The sequence below is a fragment of the Acinetobacter pseudolwoffii genome, assembly GCF_002803605.1.
Lineage (GTDB): Bacteria > Pseudomonadota > Gammaproteobacteria > Pseudomonadales > Moraxellaceae > Acinetobacter > Acinetobacter pseudolwoffii.
The window spans coordinates 437620-452372 of the sequence record NZ_PHRG01000001.1 but is presented as its reverse complement, the minus strand read 5'-3'; the positions used below and the strand labels follow the sequence as shown (position 1 = coordinate 452372).

General features: G+C 47.1%; 11 protein-coding genes. 4 read left to right on the top strand and 7 right to left on the bottom strand.

All coding sequences use genetic code 11. The annotated features are described in order from the left end of the window. Nucleotides 1–69: 69 nt before the first annotated feature. A complete protein-coding gene (locus CWI32_RS02090; protein ID WP_100534524.1) occupies nucleotides 70–648 on the bottom strand; it encodes a DUF805 domain-containing protein in 579 nt (192 codons plus the stop codon). A 273-nt stretch (nucleotides 649–921) separates the two neighbouring features. Here CWI32_RS02090 and acs point away from each other — a divergent pair, with 273 nt between their 5' ends. Then, on the top strand, nucleotides 922–2868 hold the full coding sequence (gene acs, locus CWI32_RS02085; RefSeq protein WP_005095078.1) for an acetate--CoA ligase: 1947 nt from the start codon (nucleotides 922–924) through the stop codon (nucleotides 2866–2868). Nucleotides 2869–3008: 140 nt separating this feature from the next. Continuing rightward, entirely contained in the window at nucleotides 3009–4190 is a 1182-nt protein-coding gene (locus tag CWI32_RS02080; protein ID WP_100534523.1) for an acyl-CoA dehydrogenase family protein, read from the top strand. Nucleotides 4191–4255: 65 nt separating this feature from the next. On the opposite strand, the gene CWI32_RS02075 is transcribed toward CWI32_RS02080, so the two are convergent. From CWI32_RS02075 to msuE, 4 genes are all read right to left on the bottom strand, one after another. Continuing rightward, the gene (locus tag CWI32_RS02075) at nucleotides 4256–5671 is read right to left on the bottom strand and encodes a cryptochrome/photolyase family protein (RefSeq protein ID WP_100534522.1); all 1416 of its coding nucleotides are present in this window, start codon (nucleotides 5669–5671) and stop codon (nucleotides 4256–4258) included. 120 nt (nucleotides 5672–5791) lie between these two features. After that, on the bottom strand, nucleotides 5792–6412 hold the full coding sequence (locus tag CWI32_RS02070; RefSeq protein ID WP_100329499.1) for a riboflavin synthase subunit alpha: 621 nt from the start codon (nucleotides 6410–6412) through the stop codon (nucleotides 5792–5794). Nucleotides 6413–6593: 181 nt separating this feature from the next. Then, the gene (gene sfnG, locus CWI32_RS02065; RefSeq protein WP_005095087.1) at nucleotides 6594–7706 is read right to left on the bottom strand and encodes a dimethylsulfone monooxygenase SfnG; all 1113 of its coding nucleotides are present in this window, start codon (nucleotides 7704–7706) and stop codon (nucleotides 6594–6596) included. 29 nt (nucleotides 7707–7735) lie between these two features. Next, the gene (gene msuE, locus CWI32_RS02060; protein ID WP_100534521.1) at nucleotides 7736–8470 is read right to left on the bottom strand and encodes an FMN reductase; all 735 of its coding nucleotides are present in this window, start codon (nucleotides 8468–8470) and stop codon (nucleotides 7736–7738) included. Nucleotides 8471–8847: 377 nt separating this feature from the next. On the opposite strand from msuE, the gene CWI32_RS02055 reads away from it, so the two are divergent. Beyond that, nucleotides 8848–9498: a response regulator gene (locus tag CWI32_RS02055; RefSeq protein WP_004281370.1), complete on the top strand. Its 651-nt coding sequence runs from the start codon at nucleotides 8848–8850 to the stop codon at nucleotides 9496–9498. Nucleotides 9499–9575: 77 nt separating this feature from the next. Here the strand turns inward: CWI32_RS02055 and CWI32_RS02050 are convergent, their stop codons facing one another. Beyond that, entirely contained in the window at nucleotides 9576–10337 is a 762-nt protein-coding gene (locus tag CWI32_RS02050; RefSeq protein ID WP_005095093.1) for a hypothetical protein, read from the bottom strand. A gap of 410 nt (nucleotides 10338–10747) precedes the next feature. After that, nucleotides 10748–14239 carry a hybrid sensor histidine kinase/response regulator gene (locus CWI32_RS02045; RefSeq protein WP_100534520.1) on the bottom strand — a complete coding sequence of 1164 codons (3492 nt, stop codon included), beginning with the start codon at nucleotides 14237–14239 and terminating at the stop codon, nucleotides 10748–10750. 181 nt (nucleotides 14240–14420) lie between these two features. Between CWI32_RS02045 and CWI32_RS02040 the strand changes: the two genes are divergently transcribed. After that, a complete protein-coding gene (locus tag CWI32_RS02040; RefSeq protein WP_100534519.1) occupies nucleotides 14421–14753 on the top strand; it encodes a DUF485 domain-containing protein in 333 nt (110 codons plus the stop codon).

Genomic DNA, 14753 nt, shown 5'->3' with positions numbered 1-14753 from the left:
TGTTGAGCAAAAAATTAAGAAGCGCTATCCGCCAGGAATGGATATTTCCTAAAAATAAGCAGACAGTTGTTAAAAATATTGTGTGGTTTTTTGCATGATCTCAGGCGGGATATGTGGCTGTTCTCCACCGCTCATATAACCCAATAAAGCCAGCGACCCAAATAGGCTCAGTAGTATCAGGACAATCATCAGCCAGGCCAGCATCTTTTCCCAGAGCAGGGTCATCCGCGCAGGACCGTAGTCATTTATGCCGCGATCTCCCGAACCAAAAACGATATAAAGCCATACAAAAATGTTCACCAAGGGCAGCAACAGCAGCAGCGCCCACCAGCCACTGCGGTTCATGTCATGCAAACGGCGAACGGTCACCACTAAAGCGAAATAGGCATAGACCAGAATCATGATCAGCACGCCGATACCGGCCAAGCCTTGTAGTGAAAGCAGCCAGTTAGAATCCATTGAATGGACTGCAATATTCACAATATCAATACTTAAGCCCAGCGCAATACTGCTAAACAGGAAGATGAAATGTAGAAATGCTGACCACGCAATAAAACTCAGACGCCCGAAACGGCCTTTTATCGACAAGGGATGATCCGTTGCCACTAAAGCGGGAGGGGTGAAATAGGGAGATTCTGGCGATTTCATAAATATGATCCTGAACTGAACAAGACGAAATAAGAGCGAGAGCTAAATTCTATTTTTTAAAGGGCATTGCTACAGATCATACACAGTTATGCAGAATATTCTGTACTGTAAGTTGTGCTTTATTTTGTTTGAATTTGAATAAATAATCTACGACGAAAGCATGATTGCCGGATTCGAAATAAGCAGGCCATACTGCCATTATGCATAAAAAACAATCAACGACACAGCATTAACCTCTCGTGATGAGATAGAACAAAATCAAGGAAGTGACATATGCAAGAGATCTATCCAGTACCCGAAGATTTTAAAAAAACAGCACGCACGCTTGAAGACCAGTATTTCGAACGTTATCAACATTCCATCGAGCAGCCAGAAGCATTCTGGACAGAACAGGCACAACGTCTGGACTGGATCAAGCCTTTTACCCAAGTCAAAAATACCAGTTTCGATCCCGACAATTTTAAAATTGAATGGTTTGCTGATGGTCAGCTCAATGTCAGCGCCAACTGTCTGGACCGTCATCTGAAAGAACATCCCTATAAGCCGGCCATTATCTGGGAAGGGGATCATCCTTCACGGCACAAGATTATTTCTTTTGCCGAGTTGCATGACGAAACCTGCCGTTTCGCCAATGTGCTGAAAAAAAATGGCATTGCTAAAGGCGACCGGGTGATGCTGTACATGCCCATGGTCTCTGAAGCCGCGATTGCCATGCTGGCCTGCGCGCGTATCGGGGCGGTGCATTGCGTGGTATTTGGTGGATTTTCACCGGATTCTCTGGCCAGCCGGATTGAAGACTGTCAGGCCAAAATGGTGATTACGGCCGATTCCGGTATGCGCGGCGGGAAACCGATTCCGCTGAAAGCCAATGTTGATGAAGCCCTGAAACTGGCTGGTACAGACTCCATTCAAAATGTAATAGTGGTACATCGCACCGGCAACCCGATTGAAATGCAAGAGGGGCGCGACCTGTGGTATCACATGGAAATCATGTCGGTGAATGACATTTGCCCACCGGAACCGATGAATGCCGAAGATCCGCTATTTATCCTGTATACCTCAGGTTCGACCGGCAAGCCCAAGGGCGTGATGCATACCACGGGCGGTTATTTGACTTATGTGAATTGCAGTTTCCGCGAAGTGTTTGACATCAAACAGGATGATATCTTTTGGTGTACCGCAGATGTCGGCTGGATTACCGGACATTCCTATGTGCTGTATGGCCCCCTGTCGAATGGCACCACGACTCTTATGTTCGAGGGTGTTCCGCAGTATCCGAGCTGGGCGCGTACCGGACACATTGTCGATAAGCATAACGTCACCATTCTCTATACCGCACCGACAGCCATCCGCGCCATGATGCGTGAAGGCGATGCCTTTGTGCGGGAAAGTGACCGCAGCAGCCTGAGAATTTTAGGTTCGGTGGGTGAGCCGATCAATCCTGAAGCCTGGAACTGGTATTACACCGTGGTCGGTGAAAGTCGCTGTCCCGTCATTGATACCTGGTGGCAGACGGAAACCGGCGGTTTTATGATTACGCCATTGCCAGGCGCGACTGATTTGAAACCGGGTTCTGCAACACGGCCTTTCTTTGGGGTACAACCTGCGATTGTCGATGCAGATGGCAAGGAGCTGGAAGGCGAAGCTGAAGGCAATCTGGTGATTAAAGATTCCTGGCCGGGCCAGATGCGAACCATCTGGGGTGATCCGGAACGTTTTATCGAAGCCTATTTCTCGACTTATCCGGGTACTTATTTTACCGGAGATGGCGCGCGTCGCGATAAAGACGGTTATTACTGGATTACTGGCCGGGTCGATGATGTGCTGAATGTGTCCGGACACCGTTTAGGCACAGCTGAAGTTGAAAGTGCGTTGGTGGCCCATGAAGCAGTGGCTGAGGCTGCTGTGGTGGGTATGCCGCATGACATTAAAGGGCAGGGAATTTGTGCCTTTGTCACCTTACAGGCCGACGTGACCAGTTCAGATGAATTGCGTGCTGAACTGGTGAGCTGGGTGCGCAAGATTTTGGGGCCAGTGGCGACACCTGATGCACTGTACTGGGCACCCGCTTTGCCCAAAACCCGTTCAGGGAAAATCATGCGCCGGATCTTGAGAAAGATTGCAGCCAATGAGCTGGATAGCCTGGGCGATACCTCGACATTGGCTGAACCACAAGTGGTGGATCATCTGATTGCAGAAGTACAAGCCAATCATCGTTAAAAATAGCTAAAGTCCACAAGCAAAATACCGGCTGCACGCAGCCGGTATTTTTAGATCAGGAATAAGCTCTGCATGCTTTCGAATATAGCGCAACGTCTTGATCTGCTAAGCTGCCCACATGCTGAACATGAGTTAAAATAATGAATGTACGATCACCATATTTAGGTCAATCTCCTGTCGATATTGCCCAGAAACTGGCAGAACAATTTGCCCAAACTGCCGCAGTGCGAGACAAGCAGGGCGGTAATCCCAAGCATGAACGAGACCTGATCCGTAACAGTGGTCTGCTCGGCTTGTCTATTCCTGTGGCCTATGGTGGACAGGGTGCAGACTGGCGGACAATTTTTAAAACCATTCAGACCCTGGCGCAGGTCGATAGCTCTCTGGCGCATGTTTATGGATTTCATCATTTATTGATTGCCACCGTACAGCTATTTTCCCAACCTGAGCAATATGGCAAATGGTTTGCACAGACTGCACAAAATAATCTGTTCTGGGGCAATACTCTCAATCCGCTGGATCGTCGTACCACGGCAACTCAAGTCTCAGAACATGAATATATTTTCCATGGTGATAAAAGCTTTTGTTCTGGTTCGATCGATTCGGATATGTTGCTGTGTTCAGGTTATAACGAAGCAGGAAAATTGCTGATTGGCGTGATTCCTACCCAGCGACAGGGTGTGAGCTTTCTAGGCGACTGGAACAATATGGGCCAGCGCCAGACTGACAGCGGCACCAGTCATTTTGAACAGGTCAACATTCACCGGGATGAATTGCTGCTCAATCCGGGGCCACTGAGTACGCCGTATTCCAGTTTACGTCCATTGATTGCGCAGCTGATATTTGTGCATATGTTTCTCGGTGTCGCCGAAGGGGCTTTTGAAGTTGCCAAACAGACCGTACAAACCCAAAAAGCCTGGTCAAAATCCTTGGCTGAACATGCAGTGAATGATCCTTTTACCCAAAAGCATTTTGCCGAGTTTTATGTGCAGCTGGAAAGCGTGCGTTTATTGGCAGATCAAGCCATTCAGACCTTGCAGAAAGCTTGGAATATCGGCCCTGATCTGACTGCCGAGCAGCGTGGTGAAGTCTCGATTGCGATTGCCACCGCCAAAATTGCCGCGACCAATAGCTCTTTATATATCACCCAGAATATTTTTCAGGTCATGGGTGCACGGGCAACGACTGCGCAACTGAATCTGGACCGGTTCTGGCGTAATGTTCGGACTCAAACCTTGCATGATCCGGTGGATTATAAATATCAGGAAGTGGGGGAATGGGTGCTGACCGGAAAAGTGCCTGATCCAAGTTTTTATTCCTGATCCTAATAATAAAACAGCCTCTATATGAGAAGCTGTTTTATTATTTTTAAGATGACGGGTCTTTTTTAAAGCTGCTTAAAAGCCTCGATTGCCCGGACACGGGAAGATTTTAAATCCACAAGCGGTTTTGGATAGTCCAGTTCACGGTCAGGGTTTTTGGCGTAGGGTTCATGAATGCTTTTGGCATCCAGATGCGCCAGTTCAGGCACCCACTGACGGATATAATCCCCATTCGGGTCGAACTTCTGTGACTGGCTGACCGGATTGAAAATCCGGAAATAAGGCACCGCATCCATACCCGTCGAAGCACACCATTGCCAGCCGCCATTATTGGCTGCCAGATCACCATCAATCAGCTGCTGCATGAACCAGCTTTCTCCCAAACGCCAATCGATCAGCAGGTTTTTGCACAGGAACATTGCGGTAATCATGCGCACCCGATTATGCATCCAGCCGGTGGCCAGTAGCTGCCGCATTCCGGCATCTACAATCGGGATCCCGGTTTGGCCCTGTTGCCAGGCTGCCAAATCTTCAGGTGCATGCCGCCACTGGATTTTATCGGTATTTTCTTTAAACGGGCGATGTCTGGAAACGCGGGGAAAATCGAACAGGGTATGCTGATAAAACTCACGCCACAGCAGTTCATCCAGCCAGGTTTGTTGACCGAGATCATCGATCTGGAAATAGCCATGATGTTGTTTAAACAGCGCCTGAATGCACTGGCGGATCGAGAGAATACCGATATTTAAATAAGGCGAGAGTTGACTGGTGCCATTAAGCGCTGGAATATCACGATCTGTTTGATAGCTGCTTAAGCGGTCTTCGATAAAATCATCCAGCATCTGTAGGGCATGAGTTTCATCTACGGGCCAAAGTTTTTCAGAATTTTCTATTGAATAGCGACCCGCAAACTTTTCCAGATCAAAATGTGTCAGCTCTGCAGGCAATTCGAGCAAGTCCTGAGACGCAATCACAGGATAAGCAGAAGGCACATCGAGAATCAGCCGCTCATAGCATTTTTTCTTAAAGGCACTATAGACTTGATAGGGTTGATTGGACTGATTGCGGATACTCGCCAATGGAAAGAGGGTGCGATCATGATACAGCTCGACCCGAATCTGCTGCTGTTCTAGTCGTTGCTGAACCTTGAAATCACGCTGTAGTTCATTGACCCCAACTTCAATATGTGCATGCACACTATCAATCTGCAAGTTTTGGCAGAGTGCTAACATCTCATCAGCAAGATTACGCCACAAGCCGACTTCTCGCACAATTAAAGGAATATTCAGTTGTTCTAGTTGCTGTTTGAAAACCTGTAGCCGTCGCAGATAAAAATCGATTTTGATCGGCGCATCTTGATGTAACTGCCATTGCTCAGGAGAAAGCACCACCAAAGCCACACAGGGGCCTTGTTGAGTGGCATGCCACAAAGCGGCATGGTCTTGAATTCGAAGGTCTTGGCGAAACCAGATCAGATGCATGGTACTTTCTTAAATCAGGGAGTTAGCCTGCATTTTAGGCAATCTGCTACCGATGGAATAGTATTAAAATATTAATATGATAGGAGACTGATTTTTGCACGTACCAGTCTCTTTATACCATTAAGCTTTGGCTTGATAAATATTTTCCAGAGTATCCACCAAAGTACGGGTCATCTGGTCAATTTCATAATTCACTGTATCGCCCACCTGGATGTGCTTCCAGGTGGTCAGACGCAAGGTTTCTGGAATCAGGTCAATCGAAATTTCACTGTGGGCACGATCGACACGGTTCACGGTCAGGCTGCAGCCATTTAGCCCAATAAAGCCTTTTAGGAAGAAGTACTTGATATTACCCTCTGGAATCTGTAAATCGATATGCAGGGTTTCACCGCGAGCTTCAATCTGGATGACCTTAGCCCTGCCTTCAATATGGCCATACAGATTATGTCCACCGTTTTCTGCACCGACTTTGGCAGAGCGTTCAATATTCACTTCATCACCAATTTTTAAGGCTTTCAAGGTGGTAAGCGCCAAGGTGACATTGGAAATATCAAAATGAATCTGTTTCTGCGCCCGGTCAATCGTGGTCACCGTGAGACAGACACCATTTACTGCCACACTGGCGCCAATAAACACATCTGCAAAAAAGCCGTGCTGATCACTGACCAACAGGGTAATAAAACCATCGCCTTTGCGAATCTCGATGACCTGTTCCAGGCCTTGGACAATACCGGTATACATAGTTAAAACGTCTATTCTTGCAATTGCATCCCATTGTAGGCAGGAAAGCTAAATCCGGCTAGCGCTTTACTGGACTGCTTGGTTTCTGTCCGGATAAAAAACCCCTCAAGCCGAGCCTTGAGGGGGAAATAGAGAATGTGCCGTCATTATTATAATATTTGGGCATAAGCACCACTTAGATTTAAGCGGATTTAGCCTGCACAACCTGCTGTTGTTGTGCTTCTAGCTCACGCACCAATGGCAACACCTTTTCTCCAAAATATTCAACTTCTTCAACACAGTGCAAGAAACCGGAAAGCACCAGATCGACTCCAATATTTTTTAACAGCACAATACGTTCAGCAATTTGTTGCGGTGTGCCAATTAAATTGGTCTTGAAACCGTCGTTATACTGGACTAAATCTTCAAAACTTGATTTTGCCCAGTTGCCTTCGCCTTCAGTTGTCGAGGCACCGGCTTCACGTGTCGCTTCAGCAAAATTTTTCACTGCTTTGATATTGGCCTTATCAATAATTTCCTGTAACACCGCTTTGGCTTGTTCTTCAGTATCACGTGCGATGATAAAGGCATTGACCCCAATTTTCACAGTGTGATTATTGGCCTGGGCTTTTTCGCGAATATCATCAATCTGTTTTTTCAGCTCTTCAGGCGTGTTGCCATTGGTGAAATACCAGTCTGAAACACGTGAAGCCATATCGCGCGCCGCACGTGAACTGCCACCCTGAAAAATCTCGACCGGTTTATCCGGGAGCGGTTGTGGGCGTAAGGTATAGTCTTTAAATTGATAGAACTTGCCATCAAAATTAAAGTGATCTGTATTCCAGATTCCGCGCAAACTGCGAATAAACTCTTCTGAACGGGCATAACGCTGGTCATGCTCTGGCCATTCTTCACCAATCGCATCAAACTCGCCCCGGAACCAGCCACTGACCACGTTAATCGCAATCCGGCCATTGCTGAGCTGGTTAATGCTGGCCAATTGTTTTGCCGCAAGCGCAGGTTTCCACGGCCCGGGTAAAATTGCTGCAATTAACTTGATCTTGCTGGTTTGTGCGAGCAAGGCATGACTGAAGCTGACAGATTCATGCTGGTTTTCTGCACCATAGCTTGACGCAAAACGAATCTGGGTCAGGCCATATTCAAAACCGCTTTTTTCTGCTGCTTGTGCCAGACGCACGTTATATTCATAGCTCCAGTCGGTACGCTGTTCGATGGTACTGACGACAAAACCGCCACTGACATTCGGAACCCAATACGCAAATTTGATGTCTTGCTGTATTTGCTGTTGTGACATATTTCAACCCTCGAAGTGAAAATCGCTGATCAAGCAACTTGCGTTTGCGCTGATTTTTTACTGTGCAAGCGGGATTCTGCTGCATCCAGACTTGGTACAGCCGCAGAGGGCAACACTTCTTCTTGTTCGATTTGTTTATTGATGCTCAAGTTCTGGTTGGCCTGTTGGGTTTTTGATTTAATGACTTCGGCACGTTGTCCTTTGGCCGGTGCCCATTCCAGAATAGGCAGGGCACGTGCTACTGCCAGGGTAATACGATCGCGGAGCAATTCACTGTGAATGGTATATTCAGGAGTGAAATCACGATCAGTCGCATACACGCCAATCGGTAAAGTCTGAGCCTGGAAGAAGCTGAATAATGGACGTAATTGATGTTCGAGCACCAGCGCATGTCGGTCACTACCACCTGAAGCTGCTAAAAGTACCGGTACATCGACCAGTGCAGTCTGCTCGACAAAATCAAAGAAATGTTTAAACAAGCCGGTAAATGAAGCGCGATATACGGGTGTACCAACAATCAGCGCATCTGCAGCTTCGACTGCGGCCAGATCATCCTGAACGTGCTGCGGTAATTGATTACGATAAATCGCACCACCCAAGAGCGAACCAATTTCACTAAATTTAATGAAATGTACATGAATTGGTGTCGCTTCACCCAGTTCATCAATAATGGCCTTAACCAAGGCTTCTGTTTTAGACGGATGATTTAAACCACCCGATACGGCAACAATATTTAAGGGTTTTTGCGCATTAAAATTAGACATGTTTAGAACCTGAAAAATAGGAGTAATCTCGGAATGTCCTTATTAATCCCGATTCAGTGCCGGGCTGTAAAATAACGAAAAGCTGAAAAGTTATCTGATTTTTCGATATATGAAAAAAGCCTGGTTTATAAGCATTAATTTTAATATAAGTTTTTGATATGTATATTTATATTGAATATAGCTAAGCTTTTTAATTTAGGAATACGTTATATATAAAAAAGTGATGAGAATTAAATAATTATTGAAATACCGCGAAAAATGGTGATTTTGAAGAAAAACTGCATATTATTTTAAAAATTGTAGAGTCTTGCATATCCTTAACCGGGTTGTGTGGTTAGAATAGGGTCTACCGTGCCAAGATCTCTCTCACGTTGCCTATGAATATTTTAATCGTTGATGATCATCCACTATTTCGTCATGCCTTGATTCAGGCTGTACGTTATAGTCTGCCACAAGCCCAGATTCATGAAACTGCGGCAGTCAATGAATTTTATGAACGTCTAGAAAATGGCCCCGAGCCTGATCTTGTGCTGCTGGATTTAAATTTGCCAGGCGCATCAGGTTTTTCTGCCTTGGTACACGTCCGCGCGCAATATCCGTCGCTGCCGATCATTGTCGTGTCTGCACATGAAGAAGTCAGCATTATCCAGCGTGCCATTGCGCATGGTGCCATGGGCTATATTCCAAAATCTGCCCATCCAAGCCATATTGGTGAAGCGATTCGCGAAGTGCTGGAAGGCGAGATCTGGTTGCCGCCAAATCTGCCAGCCAACATGAACTTTGACCCGCGTGCTGCCGATGAAACGGCTTTGGCGGAACGGATCCAGTCTTTGACCCCACAACAGTTCCGGGTATTGATGATGGTGGCCGAAGGCTTGCTGAATAAGCAGATTGCTTATGAACTGGACGTATCAGAAGCGACCATTAAAGCGCATGTGACTGCAATTTTCCGTAAGCTTGGCGTACAAAACCGGACACAAGCGGTATTGGCCATTAATGCACTGAATATTGAAGACCGAAAAATGTAAGTTCTGTATATCCGCATTGAAAAAGACCTCCCTGGAGGTCTTTTTTATCTGAATAATTCAGTGAAAAAGCATGCATATTAAGCAATATAATCCTGCTTGCGGGTGAAATCATCGCAGAATAACGGATTTAAAGCACATTGCAATTCATCGATCTGATCTTCGGTGACATAACCCTTGGATTTCAGATATTCTGCCACGCGATCATCTCGCAGGCTCAGGAAAGTCGCATCATAAACGCCCAGATCGACAAAGAGTGCAGCCGTTTCCAGACTGTTAAAACGGTCCAGATAGACTTCATTGTCATACATCAGGAAGATGTGATCATCGCGCGTGTTCGGATCGACATGTAAACGCTGCGCCAGCTCATGCGGGCAGGTTTTGATAAATAGTAAATCAGACAGCTCGTCAAACTGGCTGGTATCCAGACAGTTGTCTTCGTTTTTGACTTTACCCAACCAGGCCTTAAACACCAGGACGGCACCACCACGCAGCAACATGCTCCAGATCTGATGACGAGTTTGCGCCGGCAGATCCGCTGTTTCAGCTTCTAAAGACTGAAGCAATTTGTCTTCCTGCTCGGCAATCCGTTCAAACAGACCCAGTCCTTGCGGCTTGTAAGCATAAGGTTCAAAGACATCAAAATGTAATTCATCAAAGACTTGCAGTGCCAGAGGGACTGCACTCTGATACAGCGTTTCCAGCGCCTGATACTGGGCATCATTCAGCTTGCTGTATTTAAAGATCTGTGCCCAGTCAATGCTTGGCAATAAGGCATTGGCGCCATATTGACGGTGGAACTGCTGGGCCTGATTCAGGCCATGGTTTTGATCTATGTTCATGTGAAGAACTCCGATATGCAGAAAGATCAGCTACCCAAACAATCAAGGCATGTATGAGATGGAAACTGATCGTTTCTTATTCCTCTATTTTTAGAGCCAAGCATAGCTGATAAAAAATACGACTAAAGTTATAGTGCTGGAAAATTACCCTTTAATTATGAGTTAAAACAAATAGATAATTAATTGTAAATAAGTGTACTGCTGTACAGGTACAGATTGGTCATTTTTTGCCATGGTGAATTAGAAAATGAACATTTTGGTCAATTTATTCGGCTGTATTTTCGGCATATTTGCTGCTTTTAGCACATTAGAATAAATTTTATGCAAGCTAGGTGATTTTCTGTGGCAGTTGAGTATAAAAAATGCCCATTTTAAGCTTTAAAATGGGCATTCATGAATGCAATACAATCTTAGGAATCAGAAATTTTCAGTCCGGATAACCATGATCGTAAGGATGCAGGTTTCAGTGGTTTTTTCAGCAATACAATATTCAGCTCTTTCAGGCGCTGTGGCAATTCCGGATCGGAATCGGCAGTAATCAGCGCCACCGGAACATCATTGCGGCGCTGTTCCAGAATAAAGTCTAAACCGATCTTGTTCTGATTGAGATGCTGATCGACCAGCCAGACCTGAATATTTTCCTGCTGAATCAGCCTCAATGCCTGCTCTGGTTCGGTGGCTTTAAAGACTTGATAACCCCATTTGCTCAACAAGGTCGCCATCCCTTCCAGAATGGTTTCATCATTATCCAGACACAGGATTTTAAACGCCTTGGTTTTTAGTGGTACGGCCTGAACAGGTGCAGCGACGACTTTGGGTGCTGCAATGACAGGCACTTCAATCATAAAACAGGAGCCTTTGCCCAGCGCCGAATACACATGCACTGGATAGTCCAGCATGCTGGTCATGCGTTGCACGATGGCCAGACCCAGTCCAAGGCCCTGTTCACCCCATGGAGAGGTATGGCCGCAACGTTCAAACTCCTGAAACAGCTTGATACGTTGTTCTTCGGCAATCCCCGGTCCGGTATCCCAGACGCCAATGCGGATATGATTCGGTTTGGTACTGGAGCGTAAGACACCGACCATCACTTTACCTTTGGCGGTATAACGCAGCGCATTACTGACAAAGTTCTGGATAATCCGGCGAATCCATTGTGGATCGGTATCAATCCAGAACTGCGCATCATGCACACTGAATTGAATGCCACGTTGTGCCGCAATGGATTTAAACTGCAGTTCCAGATCACTGAGCAGGTCATGTAGCGGATAGGCCTGACGTTTCGGCTGAATGGTACCGCCTTCCAGTCGGGCAATATCCAGTAGCGCAGACAGCATGCTTTCTGCGCCATGCAAGGCACGATCCAGTTGCTGCAAGGTCTTGCGGTCTTCGTCATTTTGTACACTTTGTTCCAAGGCAGTACTGAACAGACGCGCCGCATGCATCGGCTGCAACAGGTCATGACTGGCGGCGGCAATAAAGCGGCTTTTCGACATATTGGCTTTGTCGGCCTGTTCACGCGCCAGTTGCTGTTCGGACAAGGCATCGGCCAGCTGTTGAGTACGATCCTGAACCCGGGCTTCCAAGACGGCTTCATTTTCACGGAAGGCAGTAATATCGGCGAAAGTGGTAACGAAACCACCCCCTTCGATCGGATTACCACGCATCTGAATGACCCGGCCATCTTTACGAATCCGTTCAAATTCATGGGCACTGCCGACCTGCATCCAGTGAATCCGCTTGCGGACATGTTCTTCGACCGAACCTGGTCCACATTCACCACGCTCGGCGTTATAACGGATCAGATCCGCGATTGGACAGCCGACATAGACAATATCGGTCGGATAATCGAACAGTTTTAAATACTGATTGTTCCAGGCCACCAGACACATGTTTTCATCGACTACGCTGACCCCTTGGGTCATGTGATCAATCATGGTCATGATCAGATTCTGGTTAAAACGTTGCCATTGCGAGGCCTGATCGAGAATATTGGCGACCTGACCCAAGGCCAGACCATTATTGACCATGGCCGTGGTCAGCAGGGTACGGGCCGAAGCTGCCCCGATGGTGCCGGCCAGATATTGTTCGGTAAAACGCCACCACATGCCATTGGCGCTGCTGTTTTCATTCAGTTCGACACTGTTTTGGGTGCAAAATTGCTGAAAAGCGCGTGTGGTCGGTCCTTCACCGGTAATCCGTTTGGCCAGGGTAATCAGATCGCCAACTTTTAAACGGGCCACATCCTGATGCGAATAACTGACTTCAGTTGAGGGACTCTGCGATGGCAGTGGCTTGGTTTCATAATAGAAGAAACTTTCAGCCTGAATCTGTTCGGCAATACTCGGACGGAAAATCCGCGAGACCCAAATATATAGGATTGTATTCAGGCCCAGTGCCCAGACCACCCCATGCGTCAGCGGATCAAACGATTCGAAACCGATCAGCGCTTCAGGACGTAACCAGTTCCAGCCAAAAGGGCCGTTAGTGAGCAGATTTTGGCTAAAGCGGTGATAGGCTTCTGGCAGGCTGCGCAGAATGGTGGGAAACAGCAGGGTATAGGACCACAAGGCAAAACCGGTCAACAGACCCGCATATACGCCCTGCTTACTACCACCGCGCCAGTACAGGCCACCGATCAGGGCAGGGGCGAATTGTGCTACGGCACTAAAGGCCAACAGGCCAAACACAGAAAGCTGATCAATATCATTAAAGAAGTTGAAGAACAGGAAGCCCATTAACATCACGCCCAGAATACAGATCCGGCGGGTAAATTTCAGTACCAGCGGCAAGCGTTTATCATGTCGGGAAATCAGTTTCAAACGCCATAGCGCTGGCATAATCAGATCATTACTGAGCATGATGGAAAGTGCCACAGAAGACACCAGCAGCATCCCGGTAGATGCGGAAAAGCCGCCCAAGAATGCCAATAAAGTGAGCCAGTCCTGATTATAGCTGAGGGGTAAGGACAGGACCGCCACATCTGGAATTGCCAGATATTGCGGCGCCGCATGCAATGCCCAGCTGGCAATCGGAATAATCGCCAGCGTGGTCAGAATCAGATAAACCGCAAACCAGCGCCGTGCACCGCGAATATGTTTTTCATCACGCAGCTCCACCACTGCCACATGGAACTGGCGTGGCAGGCAGATAACTGCCAGGGCTGCCAGCAAGGTCTGAACCCAGAAACTTTGCGGAACCCCAAACAGCTGGACATCACGGAAGGTGGTACTGATATCTGTGCTGATCTGTGCCATATTTCCTGGTGCTTCAAACATAAAGAAACAGGCGACTGCCAGCAGGGCAAAGAGCTTGACAAAGGATTCAAAGGCCACGGCCAACATCAGACCGCCATGCTGTTCAGTATTGGCAATCTGCCGGGTGCCAAAGATCATCGCCAGAATGGCCAGTACACCGGTCAAAAACAGCACCCCATTGGTGGTGTTGGCAATTCCGGCAGATGGTTCCAGAATGACTGCGGCACTCAGGGCAATGGCGCGTAGCTGTAAAGCCAGATAAGGCACAATCGCGACCACTGCCAGAATGGTGACCAGCGATGCCAGCGGGCCACTTTTACCATAGCGCGCCGCGACAAAGTCCGCGATTGAGGAAATCGCATGATGCTGTCGTACCCGTCCTAATCGGCGCCAGATATCATAACCGACGGCAACGAATAACAGCGGGCCAAGATAGATCGGCAGGAAAATAATGCCTTCCCGTACTGCAGCGCCGGTAGCGCCATAAAAGGTCCAGGATGAACAGTACACCCCTAAAGTTAAACTAAACAATAGCATGCGCCCACGGGTACTCAGCCGGCTGGCATGTTTTTCCCCGTAAAAAGCGCAGATAAAGAGCAATGCGATATAGAGGGCAAGTACCCCTATGATGAGCCAACTGTTCATATAGCCTGATGTGTGCTGAGCATGCCGCTATGATAGCGCATCATGAACGCTGCAGTTTAAATTGGTCATTTTTTAACGACCAAAGTCTAAATTACAAGAACATAGGATTCTTGTTAAGTTGTAATAGTGATAATTCGAATTAAAAATAGTCAGCCCATGGTTGGGCTACAGGAGTGTAACTATGGATGAGGCACAAGTAGATCGAATTCTACAAAATCCAAAATTCAAAGAAATGGTCCGCAAGAAAAGTATGCTGAGCTGGACCTTAACCAGCATTATGCTATTTGTCTATGTGGGTTTCATGTTGCTGGTCGGCTACAACAAAGAGTTTTTATTGTCTTCGCTTTCAGGTGGTGTAACGACTTGGGGGATACCGCTGGGTCTGAGCATCATTGTCTTGTCATTCATTTTGTGTGGCGTGTATTCCTATATTGCAAATAACACTCTCGACCAACTGACGGCAGAAGCCATACGTGAAGTAGAAGCAATTGCTCATGAAAAAGGACCACATTAA

What these genes read in the sequence shown, in the direction of transcription:
- CWI32_RS02070 (WP_100329499.1), bottom strand. Translation starts at nt 6,412, where the DNA reads ATGTATACCGGTATTGTCCAAGGCCTGGAACAGGTCATCGAGATTCGC.
- CWI32_RS02080 (WP_100534523.1), top strand. Translation starts at nt 3,009, where the DNA reads ATGAATGTACGATCACCATATTTAGGTCAATCTCCTGTCGATATTGCC.
- sfnG (WP_005095087.1), bottom strand. Translation starts at nt 7,706, where the DNA reads ATGTCACAACAGCAAATACAGCAAGACATCAAATTTGCGTATTGGGTT.
- msuE (WP_100534521.1), bottom strand. Translation starts at nt 8,470, where the DNA reads ATGTCTAATTTTAATGCGCAAAAACCCTTAAATATTGTTGCCGTATCG.
- acs (WP_005095078.1), top strand. Translation starts at nt 922, where the DNA reads ATGCAAGAGATCTATCCAGTACCCGAAGATTTTAAAAAAACAGCACGC.
- CWI32_RS02055 (WP_004281370.1), top strand. Translation starts at nt 8,848, where the DNA reads ATGAATATTTTAATCGTTGATGATCATCCACTATTTCGTCATGCCTTG.
- CWI32_RS02040 (WP_100534519.1), top strand. Translation starts at nt 14,421, where the DNA reads ATGGATGAGGCACAAGTAGATCGAATTCTACAAAATCCAAAATTCAAA.
- CWI32_RS02045 (WP_100534520.1), bottom strand. Translation starts at nt 14,239, where the DNA reads ATGAACAGTTGGCTCATCATAGGGGTACTTGCCCTCTATATCGCATTG.
- CWI32_RS02075 (WP_100534522.1), bottom strand. Translation starts at nt 5,671, where the DNA reads ATGCATCTGATCTGGTTTCGCCAAGACCTTCGAATTCAAGACCATGCC.
- CWI32_RS02050 (WP_005095093.1), bottom strand. Translation starts at nt 10,337, where the DNA reads ATGAACATAGATCAAAACCATGGCCTGAATCAGGCCCAGCAGTTCCAC.
- CWI32_RS02090 (WP_100534524.1), bottom strand. Translation starts at nt 648, where the DNA reads ATGAAATCGCCAGAATCTCCCTATTTCACCCCTCCCGCTTTAGTGGCA.